Genomic DNA, 16,978 nt, shown 5'->3' with positions numbered 1-16,978 from the left:
TAGCCACAGTACATCCCCCAGAGTTTGAGGTTCAAAAAGGGAAATTGCGATCTGTCAAAAGGTTGATTGGTATCATCTCAACATTGAGGTAAATATATGAAACTTGTAATTCAAGGCAAGAACATTGAAGTCACTGATGCTATCCGCGAATATGTCAGTCAAAAAATTGACAAAGCCGTTAGCCATTTTCAATCACTGACAACTGAAGTCGATGTGCATTTATCCGTTGCACGAAATCCTCGCATTACCTCAAGACAAGCTGCCGAAGTCACGATCTATGCCAATGGAGCCGTGATTCGGGCTGAAGAAAAGAGCGAAAACCTCTATGCCAGTATCGATCTGGTTGCAGATAAGATCGCCCGCAAGTTGCGAAAATTTAAAGAGCGGAAGTCGAGTAAGAGTGCTGCTAAAACTGCGGTTGCAGTGCTAGAACAGCCACCTTTGCCCCTTCCTAATGACAACCGCGTACCTGAGCTGCCTGCTCAAGTTGTGCGAAACAAGTATTTTACGATGCCACCTATGAGCGTCGAGGAAGCTGTCGAGCAGCTAGAGCTTGTCGATCATGACTTTTACGTGTTCCGTAACACTGATTCGGGGGAAATTAATGTGGTTTATGAACGCAATCATGGCGGCTATGGGGTGATTCAACCTCATGCTGTAAATGGTCATAAGAAACATTAGTTACGATCTAAGACGCGCTGAACCTCACCATCGTTGTTTTGTTAAATAGTTTTAAAAGAAGGGGCGATTTGCTCCTTCTTTTTTTGCGGACAACAGATGTTAGCGTTCTACCCGCTAGAAATACTTAGTGCGATCGCGTACTATAGAAGTCCTAATTAAATGCATAAGAATTCTTGCAGATAAGATGTTTTGTCTGACTGATTATGGTCAGTCTACGGACAGCCAATCGCTTATCCCCAGAATTTACATATCTGATTTAGGATTGCTATAGGTACTCCGTACAACCAAACAAATCTATGACAGTCAAGCATGGCGAAGAGGCGATCTTAGAAACCAGCCTCACAACTTTTCCCAATCCGAGGATTGGCAGAAACTACAACGTTCAAATTACTCTGCCCGAATTTACCTGCAAATGTCCTTTTTCGGGCTATCCAGATTTTGGCACGATTTACATTGACTACGTCCCCGATCGCTTGCTGGTCGAGCTAAAAGCGATTAAGTTGTACATTAACAGCTACCGCGATCGCTACATTTCCCACGAAGAATCGGTTAACCAGATTCTCGATGATTTTATTGCTGCCTGCGATCCTAGCCATGTGAATATTAAAGGGGATTTTAATCCACGCGGAAATGTACATACCGTTGTAGAAATTAACTATGATAAGCCTGTTAGTCTGTCTTAACGTAAAAAATAGGTAAAATGAACCCTGTATGTAGCCAAGTGGTTGCCTAATGCCTAACACTGAACCCAAAGACCGTCCTGTCAGAAAGAAAAAAGCCAAAAAAGGATTTAGACTAAGCTACAGCTTTGTTTTGCTCATTTTGATGGTGATTGTCGGTACGATTACAGGTTTGATAGCGTATGAATTTGGTAAAAAGGCTCTGCAAGGAGTAAACCCTTCACCCACAGGGGTCAAGTTGCCTAAGCTAACCCCTAAACCAAGTCCTAGCCCTAGCGGTACGCCCAAAAAATCTGACGCCACTTCATTTTTATTGGACGAGCATGAGGTGATTCTTGCCTCACAACAACTGTTTAACGAACAATTGGGCGGTTTAACCCGTAAACCCAGATTTCCCCGATCGCCGGTTCAAAATACTCAGGTGACAAGGTTGGCGTCCATTCGCGATCGCTTAGGACTGCCCCGATATCGAGAGTTGGGCAATTTTGCGGTGTTGAAAGAGTCGGACTTATCTAGCCCGTTGGGGCGTAGCGATCGCAATGTCAGTCAGAATGTCTCAACCTCCAGAACCGCAAAGGATTCCAGCCAAGAATCCGCGATCGCCGAACCTGACTCCCCACCGATTGCCCTATTTGCTCCCCAACGCACCAATCGTCAAACCATTGAATCTCTCTATAGTCCAATCGAGCCAAGCGATCGGACAACGGGCAACGCGCGATCGACGACTGAGCCACTCTCCGCCTTGTCTTCTATGCCATCCCTACAAGACGCTCGTAGTCGTCAAGTCGATCTAAACGATCTATCTGGCTACCCTGAGCGATCGCTACATCTAAAACCACGCAATCTGTCTCGTTAGGGGCTTGTTAGGGGTATATGTGTCATCGGTGATGGGTGATTAGTGTTCAAGAAATAGCGAATTCCCATCCCTTAACGCCAAACCTCAACCGATGAATCCCGAAAATCTCCTTAGACTGCTTAAGGTTTTTGTATTTCCTGTTTTGCGGATTGCGGTCTTGGTGTATATCGGGCTTTTGGTGGCTCTCTATTTTGGGCAAGCCAAAATGGTGTTTATGCCCCGTACCGATCTAACGGCGACCCCCAAAGATTTAGGCTTAGCCTTTGAGCAGGTGCGACTGAGCACAAAGGATAATCTGGGTTTGTCGGCTTGGTTTGTCCCCGCTAATGAGAAAGATCCCATAGGCAAGGCTGTGATTTTGTTTTGTCATGGCAATGCTGGCAATATCGGCGATCGCACCCCCTATTTACCGATATTTCACAGTTTAGGGCTGTCAACCTTGCTGTTTGACTATCAAGGCTATGGCAGCAGTGAAGGTTCGCCCACTGAAGCAGGAACCTATGCGGATGTGGAGGCAGCATGGCAATATCTCACCCAAGTACGTAAGATTCCTGCCAGCAAGATCGTAATCTATGGCGAGTCCTTAGGCGGCGGTGTGGCATCCTATATGGTGGAAAAACAGCGATCGGGAGGCTTGGTTTTGGCATCGACATTCACCTCGATCTCCGATAGAGCCGCAGAGCTTTATCCGTTTTTACCGATTCGCCTAATTTCTAAATTTTCTTACAACACGATCGCGCGCTTACCGAATATCAAAAGTCCTGTTTTGGTAATTCACAGCCCAGAGGATGAACTTATTCCATTTCACCATGGCGAAGCCCTCTTCAAGGCGGCGCATGACCCAAAAATGTTTATCAAAATTAAAGGCGATCACAATGGTGGCTTTTTAGAGGCTCAAGAAATTTATAGCGCGGGACTAGAAAAGTTGGTAAAGCAATATATCTCTTAAGATAATCAAATAGTGAGCGTGTATTTTTGGGATAAATAATTTCGTGCTATTAGGATTCGATCCAGGCAAAAGTAAATGTGGCGTGGCTGTAATGGGGCTCGATCGCAAGTTGCATTTTCAAGCAGTTGTGAAAAGCGAACAGGCGATCGCTCAGGTGCAAACGCTGCTGGAGCAATATTCGATTTCCTTGATGGTGATTGGCGATCAGACTGCTTCAAAACAGTGGAAAGCAGATTTGTCATCAAAATTTCCCGATCTGCGAATTATTTCGGTGGACGAACGCTATAGCAGCGAAGAGGCTCGCAAGCGTTACTGGGAAATTTATCCCGCACAGGGCTTATTGAAGTTATTGCCTAAGGGGATGCGATCGCCGCCGCGATCGATTGATGACATTGTGGCAGTAATTTTAATCGAACGATATCTCAATCGGCTGGTGAGCTAAAAATAGTTGGCGATCGCCAAGTGGAGATGGGGATGAAGATGGGGATGCGCTAACGGATGCTGAAAAATTTTCAAGGGTTAAAATCACTATTCCATCACCGCCGATTGCCAAGATTGCCAGAATTTAGGTTGGTAGGCTATCGATCTGCGATTGTCGGGAATGCGATCGTCTTGGGGCTGCTCTATGGGGTAAAGCAACTGGGCGGACTACAACAGTTAGAGCTAATGGTCTTTGACCAGATGATGCGATCGCGTCCAGATCGGGGAATTGACACTAGATTACTCGTGGTGACTATTACAGAAAGCGACATCAAGGCGCAAAAATGGCCGCTATCAGAACGTATTGTCGCTCAAACGCTGGCAGAACTAAATCGCCACCAACCCGCAGCGATCGCCGTAGATCTAAACCTACAGCGCAACGACCCCCAGGAGCCTAGTCGCAGCGAACTGATTACCCAGCTACGACAGCCCAACGTAATTGCGGCAGTCAGTACGGGCAACCATGAGAACGATCGGATCGAGCCTCCAATCGCGTTACCTAAAAATCAAGTGGGTCTGGTCGATCTGCCTAGCGACGCCGATGGGTTTATGCGACGAGCGTTGTTATTTACCAATCGCGCTTCTTTCTCGATTCAGCTACTCAATGCCTATTTACGAGCTGGCTGTCCCAGCGATCGCCCACAGCGTCAGGACTTTTGTCGAAATCTCAAACCCTCGTTTAATTCCCAAAAAGAATACGAACTGGGTGGCGTAGCATTTCCACTGCTAAAGTCAGACTCTGGGGCCTATCAGAACATTAATAGTGGTGGCTATCAAATTTTGATTAACTATCGCGGTTCGTCCCAATCATTGCAGCGAGTTACGCTCGCGCAAGTCTTGCAAAAAGAAGTAAATCCTGACTGGATTAGGGGCAAGATTGTGCTAATCGGGGTAAGTGCGCCCAGTCTCAAGGATGTGTTCTTGACTCCTTACAGCGTGACGGATAAGGGCACGGTGAGAATGTCAGGGGTGGAGGTACAGGCTCAGATTACCAGTCAGTTGCTGGGTGTGGTGCTAGATGGCGATCGCCAGTTTTGGTTTTGGGCTGAGTGGCAAGAGTTTTTATGGATTTTGGGTTGGGCGATCGCAGGCATAGGCTTGGCTTGGTTTATCCACAAACCACTCGTTTTAATTGCTAGCGAACTTTTACTGTTATCGCTCCTGGTGGGATCTAGCTATATTTTGTATTTGCAACAGGGCTGGATTCCAGTGGTAGCTCCTGCTTTGGCATTTGTGCTGACAAGCGTGACGACGCTGATCGATCGCCTGTATCAATCTCAGCAACAACAGCAAATGATGATGCGACTGTTAGGGCAACAAACTTCGCCAGAGATTGCAAATGCACTTTGGCAAGGACGCGATCGGCTCTTGCAGTCTGGGCGATTGCCTTGGCAAAATGTGACAGCAACGATTCTATTTACGGATATCAAGAATTTCAGCACGATCGTGGAAGGAGAATCACCCGAACAGGTGATGGGATGGCTGAATGAATATCTGACGGCAATGGCGGATCGGGTGCAGTCGCATCAGGGTGTGGTGAATAAGTTTATTGGTGATAGTGTGATGGCGGTGTTTGGCGTACCAATTTCCCGCCAGATAGAGTCAGAGGTTGCCACAGATGCGCAGCGAGCAGTTGCCTGTGCTTTAGCGATGCGATCTGTGCTTGCAGAGTTAAATCAGCGCTTTGAAAAACAAGGACTGCCTAAAATCCAGATGCGCGTGGGAATCTTTACGGGTGCCGTGATGGTAGGCAGTCTGGGTGGTAAAAGTCGGTTGGAGTATGGCGTGATTGGCGATAGCGTGAATATCGCTTCTCGGTTGGAGTCCTGCGAGAAGGATCGACAAATCGATGACTGCCGCATTTTGATTGCGCAAGAAACGCTAGATTATCTGCAAGATCGCTATAAGGTAGAAAGTTGGGGGGCGATACATTTACGGGGGAAAGCACAGACGGTGGAGGTTTACCGAGTAATTGGTAATTGAGAGCGCGAGCGATCGTGACATTTTAGGTGTTGTGCCAAACACAAATGCCCCATAAAAGTTTGATAGGCTAGTATTCCTCAGAGTTTTCACTATATTTTGCTGTCGGCAAAATTTCACTTTATTCCTAAACGTACTATCTAAACCTATGACCATTGCTAAGAAAGAAGTTTCAGATACCAGTTCTAAAAAGGAAGCGCCAGAAAATCAAGACACAGAACCCACCGAAGCAACAACCAAAGATTCTAAAGTCAAAGATTCTGAGCCAAAATCTTCTGGCTCGAAACATTCTGAACCGAAATTAGCTGGCAAAGTAGAAACGCTCTTAGAAAGTCAACCAGAAATCGTCGAATTATCCGCAGAAAATCGGCAAGAATATTTCTTTAACCGCGAACTGAGCTGGATCGCTTTTAACCAAAGGGTTTTGCACGAGGGACTCGATCCCCGCACACCACTTTTAGAGCGCGTCAAATTTTTCTCGATCTTTAGCTCTAACCTTGATGAATTTTTTATGGTGCGCGTGGCTGGCGTCAAGCACAAAATCGCCGATCAACCAGAGTCTTTCTCCGATGATGGTTTAGCTCCAAAAGCACAAATGAAGGCAATTCACAAAGCGCTCGTTCCATTGGTGAAACAGCAACATCAAAGTTTTGAGAAGAAACTTCGTCCCGAACTCGCAAAGGCAGGGATTCATTTACTCGACTACAAAGATATCGACAAGAAGCATCAAAAGCACTTACAACAATACTTTCAAGAGAAACTATTTCCAGTTCTCACCCCTCTTGCAGTCGATCCTGCCCATCCGTTCCCCTATATCTCGAATCTCAGTCTCAGCCTTGCCGTGGTAGTCCAAGATGACGAGACCAATGAGAAATTTTTTGCAAGGGTCAAGGTTCCCCATCTGCTTCCCCGTTTCGTTCCCATTCCCGACACGAGCAACCATACCTTTGTACCCCTAGAACAAGTGATTGCCCATAATCTCGATGCCCTTTTTCCAGGCATGTCGATTTTAGAATACTATCCTTTCCGAATCACTCGCGATGCCGAACTCGACATTGAAGAAGACGAAGCTGATGACTTAATCTCTGCATTACAGGCAGAATTGCGGAAGCAGAAATTTGGTCCTGTAGTTCGCCTTGAAATCACCGATCGCTCGCCCACAGAACTTCGCAGGAAATTGATCGAGCAATTGGGGATAAGTGAGGATGATGCCTACGATATCCCTGGTCTTTTGGGCTTAGGGGATTTGATGGCTTTGACTGGTCTACCTTTACCCGACTACAAAGACAGGTCGTGGAAGTCTACGAGTCATCCTCGCCTAAAAAAGTTAGAAGCGAATGATGGAGACATCAATATTTTTGATGTGATTCGTCAAGGTGATTTTTTAGTACATCATCCCTATCAGTCCTTTACTACAACCGTGCAGCGCTTTATCGAAGCAGCTGCCGTCGATCCTCATGTATTAGCAATTAAGCAGACTTTATACCGCACCTCTGGAGATTCTCCGATCGTGCATGCCCTAATCAAGGCAGCCGAAAATGGTAAGCAGGTGGCTGTGCTGGTGGAACTTAAAGCTCGATTTGATGAAGCGAATAACATTCTCTGGGCAAGAAAATTAGAGAATGCAGGGGTTCATGTGGTCTATGGCCTAAAGAACCTCAAAACCCATACCAAAACCGTGTTGGTGGTGCGCCAAGAAGGCGATCGCATCGTGCGCTACGTTCATATTGGCACAGGGAATTACAATCCCAAAACTGCCAGATTTTACAGCGATCTGGGACTATTTAGCTGCCGAGAAGAGCTGGGAGCCGATCTTACGGAGTTGTTTAACTATCTCACGGGCTATTCTCGACAAAGGGTATATCGCCGCTTATTGGTTGCCCCTGTGAATATGCGCCCTCGGTTTGCGCAGCTAATCGAACGTGAGATCGAACATCAAAAGAAGGGCTATGCTTCTTACATCATTCTCAAAATGAATTCCCTTGTCGATCCAGAGCTGATTGCTTTACTTTATAAAGCTTCGGATGTAGGCGTACATATCGATCTAATTGTGCGTGGCGTGTGCTGTCTGCGTCCAGGTGTACCAGGGCTAAGCGATCGGATTCGGGCAATCAGTGTAATTGGCAGATTTTTGGAACACTCTCGCATCTTTTATTTCAGCAATGGTGGCAAAGAAGAAGTGTTTATCGGTAGTGCTGATTGGATGCCTCGCAATCTAGACTCTCGAGTGGAAGTGGTTACACCTCTTGAGGAACCAAGTATTGTACAGGAGCTTAAACAGATTTTAGAGATCATGCTGGCAGATAATCGTCAAGCTTGGGATTTGCATCCTGATGGTACTTATACGCAACGCCATCCCAAAGAAGATGAGCCAGAGCTAAGTTCGCAACGCCATTTTATGTCTCAGTGTCGGGCTGATTTTGCTTAGAAATCGGAGAGGCAATACAGGCGACTTAGGCGTGCTAGAAATAAATGTTGAATAATGGCGTTATAATGTGGTACCTGAGGATTGGGCGATCGCATAGCCCAACCAATTGACTCACCCTACTCTAGGGAAAGTACTACCAATGACTGACGACGAATTACAGCAAGAGATCCAACAAGCCCCCAAAGACAAGGTAACAAAGCTAGATCTTTTTCGGAAAAAGTTAACTTCCCTGCCAGAGTGGATAGGGCAACTGACAAAACTTACCCATCTCGATCTCAATGACAATCAACTGACTGGTTTGCCAAAGTGGATAGGGCAACTCACAAACCTTACCCAGCTTAACCTCAGTAGTAATCAACTGACGAGCCTACCCGAGTCAATTGGACAACTCACAAACCTCACCCAGCTCGATCTTAGAGGAAACCAACTAACGAGTCTGCCCGAGTCAATTGGACAACTCACAAACCTCACCCAGCTCGATCTTAGAGGAAACCAACTAACGAGTCTGCCCGAGTCAATTGGACAACTTACAGAACTGACTGTGCTGTACCTCAGCAATAAGCAACTGACAAGCTTGCCAGAGTCGATAGGGCAACTCTCCAAGTTGACAGAGCTTTACCTCAGTGGTAATCGAATGACAGCTCTACCAGAGTCGATTGGAAACCTCACCAATCTGACAGTGCTCGATATTATCAGCAATCTGACCAGCCTGCCAAAATGGATTGGACAACTTACCAACTTGACAAAGCTTATCCTCAGTAGCAATCAACTGACAAGTCTACCAGAGTCGATTGGGCAGCTCTCTAATCTGACAAAGCTTATCCTCAGCGACAATCAATTAACCAGTCTGCCAGAATCGATGGGACAACTCTCGAACTTGGCAGAACTTTACCTGAGTAGCAATCACCTGAACAGCCTGCCAGAATCGATTGGACAACTCACAAAGCTGAAAGTACTTTATCTCAGTAGCAATCAGTTAACCAGTCTACCAGAATGGATTGGACAACTTTCTAACTTGACAAGGCTTTACCTCGGTGACAATCAACTGACGAGCCTACCAAAATCGATTAGAAAACTCTCTAATCTAACAGTGTTTTACCTCAATGACAATCACCTGAGCAGCCTGCCAGAATGGATTGGAGAACTCACCAATTTGACAGAGTTTTCTCTTGGTGACAATCAACTTACAGAATTGCCAGAGTCGATAGGGCAACTCACAAAGCTGAAAGTACTTTACCTTTGGGGCAATCAGCTCAAAGATCTGCCAGAGTCGATAGGGCAACTCTCCAAGTTGACAGAGCTTTACCTCAGTGGCAATCGAATGACATCTCTACCAGAGTCGATTAAGCAGCTCACCAACCTGACAGTACTTGACATTATCAGCAATCTGACCAGTCTACCAGAATGGATTGGACAACTCTTTAACCTGACGAAACTTATCCTCAACAAGAATCAATTAACCAGTCTGCCAGAATCGATTGGACAACTCTCTAATCTGACAAAGCTTATCCTGAACGAGAATCAATTAACCAGTCTGCCAGAATCGATTGGACAACTCTCGGACTTGACGGAGCTTTATCTTTTTAACAATCAACTGACGAGTCTACCAGAATCGATTGGACAACTCTCTAACCTAAAAGTACTTTACCTTTGGAACAATCAGTTAACCAGCCTACCAGAATCGATTGGACAACTCTCTAGACTGGCAGAACTTTATCTTGATGGCAATCAATTGACAAGTTTGCCAGAATCGATCGGACAACTCTCTAACCTCACAGATCTCTCTCTTAAAAACAATCATCTGACAAGTTTGCCGCCGAGGCTTGGGCAACTTTCCAACCGAGTAGAGCTGAGCCTCTAGCGATCGCGTGGAGTAAAAGGCAGATTCAGATTGAGTCAAATCAAGTTGAGGATTTCTGATAGCTTTAGATAGCCGATCAAGCAACCTGAGTACTGACAGTCTTTAAGAAAAGCGATCGCTTCCCATTCGTTCTTACTCACTGCTTCAAATACGCTACCATCTTGAGTAGCGACTTCGGGTTCTATTCCCGTGACATCTGTCCAAAATAGATAGACAATCTCGTTGGACTGCGTACCTGTGATGTACTGACCAAGCGGTGAAAGCGTTTCAAGGCGATAGCCAGTTTCTTCCAGTGTCTCTCGCACAGCACATTCTAGGGGATTCTCTCCCTCTTCCATACCACCTGTGACTGGACAGGGATGCAAGCGCATTTCCTCATCAAGGGTAGAACTATCTATACAAAGCGGCTGAAATCTAACCAATACTTCTAATTGATCAAAGGGCGTTTCTTTAACAGAACTCCCTTTCGTACCGCGCACCAAAAAGATCGCCACCGAATCTTTACCTTTGCGTTCTAAGTAATAGAACTTTCTAGGGGTTTCTTTGATAGAGACCCATTTGGTACTAAAAATTGTCTTGTCAATGCTCATAAATTTAAAAACCAGTAAGAGACTTGTGCGGAAACAACCGATGACTTCAACTCCGATGACTTCGGCTCCCCTTAGCTAACGGAACTGAAGCCTATGCCTAATTCTTTTTAGTCAAGCCCAGCTTTTGTAAGATCGCAGACTGGGCGGCGGGTTGTTGGCTGTAAGCAAATGCCCAAGAAAGATTGACAGGCAGGAGTGGCAGCAATCGATCGAGGTTGTAGGGGCTGCCGTAAACCGCGATCGATTTTAACTTCTGCTTTGATACTAGGGTTTGAATTAAGCTTTGGGTTTGACCGTGCATCTCAGCACTGCCCCGAAACGGATTGCCTCGACTAAAGATTTGCAAGAGCACATTGGGAAGTTTCTCGATGTGCAAATGGCTTAAAGCTTGACCATCTAGAACTAATCTTTGGCATCCATATTGATGGGGTAATACGATGGCAGGCGATCGCGGGTGCAAAAATTCCTCGCAGGCGAGAGGATCGTCCACCAAGATCAAGTTCACCAGTTCATCCTTTGGCGAATCATTTTCAATCACTATAGGATTGGGTACGTGAAAACGAATGGAATGGGTTGCGATCGCTTCCGCAGTTGCCAAATGTTCTGATTGAGCCACCGATGCTAAGCCCGTAGGCGCTTGGCAAACCCTTGCCTTTGCCTTCCAGATCCGCTCCACGGAGGCAAGTATGCGATCGCGGGGGATTTCACCTGACTCCACGGCTTTACAAACCGTATCGATTGTAAGGATTGGATCGATTGGCATAAGTAAGATATCGGCTCCTGCTTTGACCGCCTGTACGGCTACCTGCTCGGGTGTATAGCGATCGGCTACCCCTGCCATAATCAGGGCATCTGTAACCACCAGTCCCTCAAATTTCAACTCGTGACGCAAAATATCCGTGAGAATGTGAGGCGAGAGCGTTGCTAAATTGTCTGCGTCCAGTGCAGGGGCGGAAATGTGTGCTGTCATTACCGCATCGACACCTGCGGCGATCGCATGGGCAAAGGGAGGTAGTTCTACTTGGTTAAACCGATCGCGATCGTGGGGAATCACGGGTGTATGTAAATGCGAATCTACTGCCGTATCGCCATGCCCTGGAAAATGTTTGACTGTAGTTAGGACAGGATAGGGTTTCGTACCTAAAATAAATGCCCTTGTCGCCCCCATCACCTCACCTGTGGTTTCGCCAAATGCGCGCACATTGATCACGGGGTTGGCAGGGTTGTTATTCACATCGGCTACGGGAGCAAATAGCCAGTTGATCCCAATTGCAGCCGCTTCGATCGCCGTAATTTTACCCATGGCTTCAGCATAGTCAGGCAAGACCGCTTGCAATGCCATCGGTGGCGGAAACCAAGTCGCACCTTTAAATCGCTGCCCCACACCTTCTTCAATATCAGCGGCAATCAAGAGGGGAAACTTTGCCCATGCCTGTAATTGTTGCGATCGCAGGTAGATCTCTGGCGCACTGCCACCCACCAAAGTGACGCCGCCAACCCCATATTCACCGAGTAGCGCCAAGAGCGATCGATTGGGAGATTCCCACTGTGGATATTGAATCTGATGATCGTAGAGATATCCACTCGCTCTAATCGTCACCATCTGAGCTACCAGTTCTTGCAATGAGAGCGAATTAATATCTGGCAGGGATTTCATTCAATTGGGTTAAGAAGAACACTTAAAATTTTAAGGCAATAGTCCACCGTCGGGGCAATCTTCCTATGGTTGTTCTAGATCCCATAAGGCAGGCACGGGGGCACTGCCTCTACGAGGGGGTGATTTTGTATTGGAAATTTTCTAGCCTAAAACTCTAAGCCAAAATCCTTACGGGTCAGGGGTTGTGGAATTTCTAAACCTTCACCCCCCAGATAGGCTAGGGGCTTGCCTTCTACCGATAAATATAGTTTGGCAGCAGGATCGAGACTCGTCGCCGTATAGAGAATCTGGATCACCCGTCCTTGCATACTTGAGGTGCCACCCCCCGATTTAAATTCTTTCGACAAATTTAAGCGAATGTCTTTACCACTTACCGAAAAGTCCAAGATTCTGGTGTTTTTGGGAATTGCGCTGTAGAAAGTTGCTTCTTTGGTAGGCTCAGCTAACATTTTGGCTAAAGCTTCTTTTAAAGCTGCTTCGGTATTGGCGGCTTTGATCGCAGTCGGTACGGCTACGAGTTTATTTTGCTTGGACTTAATCCAATAAACGGAAACCTGTTGCTCGATCGCTTGGGGTGCAGTGGTTGGTGTCACCTGAGTCACGACGGGAGGCTTTGTTGTAGGAGGCTGCTGAGACAAGCTCCCCACGATCGCTGCCGTACTCGCACCGCCAATTACAGCTACAGCCGCCAACCCTAGCCAAACTTTGTTTTGTAGTGCAGGAATTCTCATATAATTTTCCCCTTAGGAACAATCAGGTAGGTTCATTTTGGTCGATTTAACTGTCGATTCAACTTTGGCTCATGACTCAATTTAGTATAAATAAGCAAATCGGCGCCAAAACTATATAGATCTATAGACGTAATTGGCATGTATTTAGCTCCTAGATCGCTGTATTTTCTCTAGCGGTCGTTTAGTCTTGTATATAGACTCGCATTCTTATTGCAAGCCTTACTTAAAGTCTTATGTTCTTAATTTAAGGTTAGTGTTTTGTCGTTTAAATTCTACGAGGGAATCAAGTAGTGAATGGAAAAATTGGATTAAATTTAGTGATTTAGCATTGCCTAGCTTGGCAAAGTGTACAGCTAAAAACAGTATGATATGGCTGTTTTGTGAAATAACAAGGTGAATACAATGGCGATCGCATTACCCAAAAAAATCATGCTTCTTGGCGCTGGCGAACTGGGTAAGGAGGTTGCCATTGCCGCTCAAAGACTGGGTAATACAGTAATTGCGGTCGATCGCTATGACAATGCACCCGCGATGCAAGTAGCCGATTGTCGAGAAGTGATTTCAATGTTGGATGGTGAGGCTCTTGAAACCGTCGTGAAAAAACATCAACCCGATCTGATTGTGCCAGAAGTAGAAGCGATCCGTACCGAGAAACTGCTCGACCTAGAAGCTCAAGGTTACACCGTTATTCCCACTGCCACCGCCACCAGTTTCACCATGAACCGCGATCGCATTCGGGACTTAGCAAGTAATGAATTGGGCTTACGTACTGCCAAATACGCCTACGCCACCAGTCTTGATGAGCTGAAACTCGTTGCCCCCGAAATTGGCTTCCCAAACGTGATTAAACCTGTGATGTCTTCCTCTGGCAAAGGTCAATCCGTTGTGCAAAATGCCGATGAACTAGAAAAAGCTTGGGATTATGCGATCGCTGGAGCGCGGGGTGATACCGCCAAAATCATCATCGAGGAATTTATCAATTTTGAAGTCGAAATCACCCTGTTAACAATACGCCAATGGCAGGGTGAGACGCTATTTTGTGAAGCGATCGGACATCGTCAGGAACGGGGTGACTACCAAGAATCATGGCAGCCCGTCGGCTTAACTCCTTCCCAAGTCCAAGATGCCCAGGACATTGCCCGCAAAGTCACCAATAAACTCGGCGGCGCAGGGCTTTTCGGTGTGGAGTTTTTCATCACGAAAGATGAAGTGATTTTCTCAGAACTGTCCCCCCGTCCCCACGATACGGGAATGGTTACCCTCATCTCCCAAAACCTCAACGAATTTGAACTCCATTTACGCGCAATTTTAGGCTTGCCGATTCCCACGATTGAATTGCTCAGTCCGTCGGCTAGCGCTGTCATTCTTGCCAGCCAAACTAGCGTTAATATTTCCTTTACAGGCGTAGAAGAAGCCCTTGCAATTCCTAACACTGAAATTCGTTTGTTTGGGAAGCCAGATTCTCGTCCCTACCGCCGCATGGGGGTCGCTTTAGCTAAAGGGAAAGATGCCATTGAATCCCGTCAAAAGGCAACAGAAGCTGCCTCCAAAATCAAAATCATCAACATCTAATTGATATCGCAAGAATTATTTATCCACGAATCACAATAATTTCTCGACCTAATGATCCATGAGAGATTCTTTCTTTTGCATAAAATCGTAGGGGCAATTCATGAATTGCCCCTACACACAAATCAAATAGGATTGCTATATATCAACGAGCCAAGCAAACCCCTAGGAGTATTTTATAATTGCGATCGCAAGATCGAAAGAAATACAAAGGAGTTATTCATGGTGCAACATTTGCGATCGCTGGGTTTGGCTACACTGTTTGTGCTTACCCCATTAACCATTCCTGTCCAACTCTCTGTTGCCCAAGCTCAAACTACTCCTAGTCAAATATCTGAAGTATCTAAAGCCGATCGCCTGCTTCAAGAAGCCAATCAATTGGCTGAGTCAAAAAGTACATTGCTGGAAGCATTGCCAAAATATCGCGATGCCCTCGGAATTTATCAAAAGCAAGGAAATCCCGTCAGAACGCTTGCGGTGCGTCAAAAGTTTGAAGCAGCTTTCGTTGCTGCGCGTCCATTATTATCTAAGCAGGAACAAGAGATTCGAAAGGCTAGTAATGAATTATTTAAGCGTTATCCAGCTAAAACTACCAATGATACTGCCAAGAAACTAAAAGCGATCGCCGCAACAAAATTAGGGTTTGCTTTGTGGAGCGATACCAAAAGTCCTTCTGAGATCTCAAAAGAGCAAGCCAAGGCGTATGAGGCAATCCGCAAGCCCCTTGATGACTATCTAAAGTTACAAGCTCGAGGAATTAATCAACCTATCCCTGAAAATTTACGCAGTTTTCTGGCTACCCATGCTGTGGCACTCAAAGAAGTTCAGACATTACTACTGACAGAGGATATCCCGCAATGGGAAATGGATTTGACTCATTTACAGAAAGGAGATATTACTGTGCCTCTTCCTTCTTTTTTGGGGCTAACTAATCTCAATAAATTGCTTTTATTAGATACGCTAGACAAGTTTCAGCAATACAAGAATGAGGAAGGAATAAAGTCATTCGATGCGGCTTGGCGACTGCGGTTATCTTTAAATGGCGATCCGAGATTGATTAGCCAGCTTGTCAATCTGATTATTGCTAGATCTCAAGTAGGTGTTATTCGTAATTTAGATGGAATCCCTTTGGAATGGCAAAAACGCTTGCGCCAATTCGATCATGCAGCGGCGCTTTTAACCTCGATTGAGATGGAATCCTTTGCGATCTTTGCCGGTTACAATGAAATATTTAAAGCATCTGCTGAGTTTCCTATTACCTTACAGCTTGATTGGGGGAACTGGTCAACGTCGATGCGTCAAGATTACTGGCGGTGGCTCAATATCTATTTGAATCAATCTTCGCGCAGGGTTTATGCTCAACTTCCCAAACTAGATGCTTGCAATGGTGATATCAAATCTGCGATCGCTTTGGAAACAACTATCAATAATTACGACATCGTAGCTTCACCAAGTTGGGTAAATCAATGGGTGAAAGGAAAGAAGATGATGCTACAGCTAGAGCTTACCGAAAAGGTTTTGGGAGTAAGAGAAGCGATCGCTAAATCTAAACTTCCAAAATCTATTCCTAGCGCGTTATCTGTTGCTTGTCCTTCTAGTAAATGGAACTACTCTGTCATGCCTGAGAAAGTGACGATCTCTCTAAGCCCAACCCCAGATGCATTAACTAAATCTGAGGACGATTTAGCGTATTCCTACACAATATCGATTAAGGCTCCTAGAGAATAATTTAGCGACTCAGTTCCCCGACTTTTCGAGAAAAGTCGGGGAACTCGCATTAGGCAGATACTTAGGCGGCGGCAGATTGCTTGCGCTTTAAGGCGCGACTACCAAAGTACATACCTGCCAAAATCACCCCAGGCACGATCGCAGGAAATGGAACGGCTGTCCGTTCACCTCTAAAGGGTTTAGCATTTACGATAAAGTCATTATTATCGCGATCGGGGTCAGGATCGTTCCACGCAATTTGATATACATATCCAGTACTGGGAAGGAGACTGCTTGCAAAGGATCCAGCGGTCGGGTATGTACCAGTAGTGGTCGTTCCATCAGAAAAAAGTGTAGGTTGATTATTACTTTTTAGGTAAAAGAAATTCTGCGGATTGGTTGTGAAATCATGAAAAATCGTGCAGTTTGCACATACACCAGGATAGTCCCCTACAGAGGTGGTATAACCAGGAGGTTGCTCAGTAATCTCGTTAGGAGGGGTGACGGGTGGTTTCCCAATTCCAAATTGAGAATTAAATGCACCATTGGATGAGATAAAGTCAAATTGCCATAGCCCAGTAAAGTTAATGGTAGTAATCGGGCTATCAAATCTAAAAGCAACGTTTGATGCTTGAACAGGTGATGTTACACAGGTTACCAACCCAGAAACAGCTGTTGCAGCTACTAACCCTAGTGAAATATTTTTCATGATGAATACCTTTCTGTTAATAACGGTAAGTATGACAAGCCCGTGTTTGCTTTCATGGTTGAATCGTTGCTTGGGTTCACCGAGAATACTGACATCGAAG

14 protein-coding genes are annotated in these 16,978 nt (G+C 45.7%); 10 read left to right on the top strand and 4 right to left on the bottom strand.

Annotated features, from left to right (window positions below; genetic code table 11):
• The first annotated feature begins 96 nt into the window (after window positions 1-96).
• From hpf to ACP2WE_RS17225, 8 genes are all read left to right on the top strand, one after another.
• A complete protein-coding gene (hpf, locus tag ACP2WE_RS17260) occupies window positions 97-681 on the top strand; it encodes a ribosome hibernation-promoting factor, HPF/YfiA family (protein ID WP_330485042.1) in 585 nt (194 codons plus the stop codon).
• 296 nt (window positions 682-977) lie between these two features.
• Complete coding sequence (gene queF, locus ACP2WE_RS17255; protein ID WP_330485041.1) at window positions 978-1,364, top strand: preQ(1) synthase; 387 nt, start codon at window positions 978-980, stop codon at window positions 1,362-1,364.
• 49 nt (window positions 1,365-1,413) lie between these two features.
• Window positions 1,414-2,217, top strand: a complete 804-nt coding sequence (locus ACP2WE_RS17250) for a hypothetical protein (RefSeq protein WP_425216790.1) — start codon at window positions 1,414-1,416, stop codon at window positions 2,215-2,217.
• Window positions 2,218-2,308: 91 nt separating this feature from the next.
• Window positions 2,309-3,166 carry an alpha/beta hydrolase gene (locus ACP2WE_RS17245; protein ID WP_425216789.1) on the top strand — a complete coding sequence of 286 codons (858 nt, stop codon included), beginning with the start codon at window positions 2,309-2,311 and terminating at the stop codon, window positions 3,164-3,166.
• Between the two features lie 43 nt (window positions 3,167-3,209).
• Window positions 3,210-3,608: a pre-16S rRNA-processing nuclease YqgF gene (locus tag ACP2WE_RS17240; RefSeq protein WP_425216788.1), complete on the top strand. Its 399-nt coding sequence runs from the start codon at window positions 3,210-3,212 to the stop codon at window positions 3,606-3,608.
• 56 nt (window positions 3,609-3,664) lie between these two features.
• Window positions 3,665-5,629, top strand: coding sequence for a CHASE2 domain-containing protein (locus tag ACP2WE_RS17235; protein ID WP_425216787.1), 1,965 nt, complete (start codon window positions 3,665-3,667; stop codon window positions 5,627-5,629).
• A 145-nt stretch (window positions 5,630-5,774) separates the two neighbouring features.
• Window positions 5,775-8,054, top strand: coding sequence for a polyphosphate kinase 1 (ppk1, locus tag ACP2WE_RS17230; RefSeq protein WP_425216786.1), 2,280 nt, complete (start codon window positions 5,775-5,777; stop codon window positions 8,052-8,054).
• Between the two features lie 139 nt (window positions 8,055-8,193).
• Window positions 8,194-9,915 carry a leucine-rich repeat domain-containing protein gene (locus ACP2WE_RS17225; RefSeq protein WP_425216785.1) on the top strand — a complete coding sequence of 574 codons (1,722 nt, stop codon included), beginning with the start codon at window positions 8,194-8,196 and terminating at the stop codon, window positions 9,913-9,915.
• 35 nt (window positions 9,916-9,950) lie between these two features.
• Here the strand turns inward: ACP2WE_RS17225 and ACP2WE_RS17220 are convergent, their stop codons facing one another.
• From ACP2WE_RS17220 to ACP2WE_RS17210, 3 genes are all read right to left on the bottom strand, one after another.
• Window positions 9,951-10,505, bottom strand: coding sequence for an NUDIX domain-containing protein (locus tag ACP2WE_RS17220; protein WP_425216784.1), 555 nt, complete (start codon window positions 10,503-10,505; stop codon window positions 9,951-9,953).
• 97 nt (window positions 10,506-10,602) lie between these two features.
• Window positions 10,603-12,162: a glycoside hydrolase family 3 N-terminal domain-containing protein gene (locus ACP2WE_RS17215; protein WP_425216783.1), complete on the bottom strand. Its 1,560-nt coding sequence runs from the start codon at window positions 12,160-12,162 to the stop codon at window positions 10,603-10,605.
• 146 nt (window positions 12,163-12,308) lie between these two features.
• On the bottom strand, window positions 12,309-12,893 hold the full coding sequence (locus ACP2WE_RS17210; RefSeq protein WP_425216782.1) for a GerMN domain-containing protein: 585 nt from the start codon (window positions 12,891-12,893) through the stop codon (window positions 12,309-12,311).
• A gap of 402 nt (window positions 12,894-13,295) precedes the next feature.
• Here ACP2WE_RS17210 and purT point away from each other — a divergent pair, with 402 nt between their 5' ends.
• Both purT and ACP2WE_RS17200 read left to right on the top strand, forming a co-directional pair.
• Window positions 13,296-14,465 (top strand): formate-dependent phosphoribosylglycinamide formyltransferase, encoded by a 1,170-nt coding sequence (purT, locus tag ACP2WE_RS17205; protein WP_425216781.1) that lies wholly within the window; start codon window positions 13,296-13,298, stop codon window positions 14,463-14,465.
• A gap of 219 nt (window positions 14,466-14,684) precedes the next feature.
• Complete coding sequence (locus ACP2WE_RS17200; RefSeq protein WP_425216780.1) at window positions 14,685-16,190, top strand: hypothetical protein; 1,506 nt, start codon at window positions 14,685-14,687, stop codon at window positions 16,188-16,190.
• A 61-nt stretch (window positions 16,191-16,251) separates the two neighbouring features.
• Here ACP2WE_RS17200 and ACP2WE_RS17195 read toward each other — a convergent pair whose 3' ends face one another.
• Entirely contained in the window at window positions 16,252-16,878 is a 627-nt protein-coding gene (locus tag ACP2WE_RS17195; RefSeq protein WP_425216779.1) for a hypothetical protein, read from the bottom strand.
• Window positions 16,879-16,978: the final 100 nt, after the last annotated feature.

Source organism: Tumidithrix helvetica PCC 7403 (assembly GCF_965232925.1).
In the GTDB taxonomy this organism is placed as follows: Bacteria; Cyanobacteriota; Cyanobacteriia; order Pseudanabaenales; family Pseudanabaenaceae; genus Tumidithrix; species Tumidithrix helvetica.
Note: the sequence above shows the minus strand (reverse complement) of the source record. Positions and strands in the feature narration are given on the sequence as shown.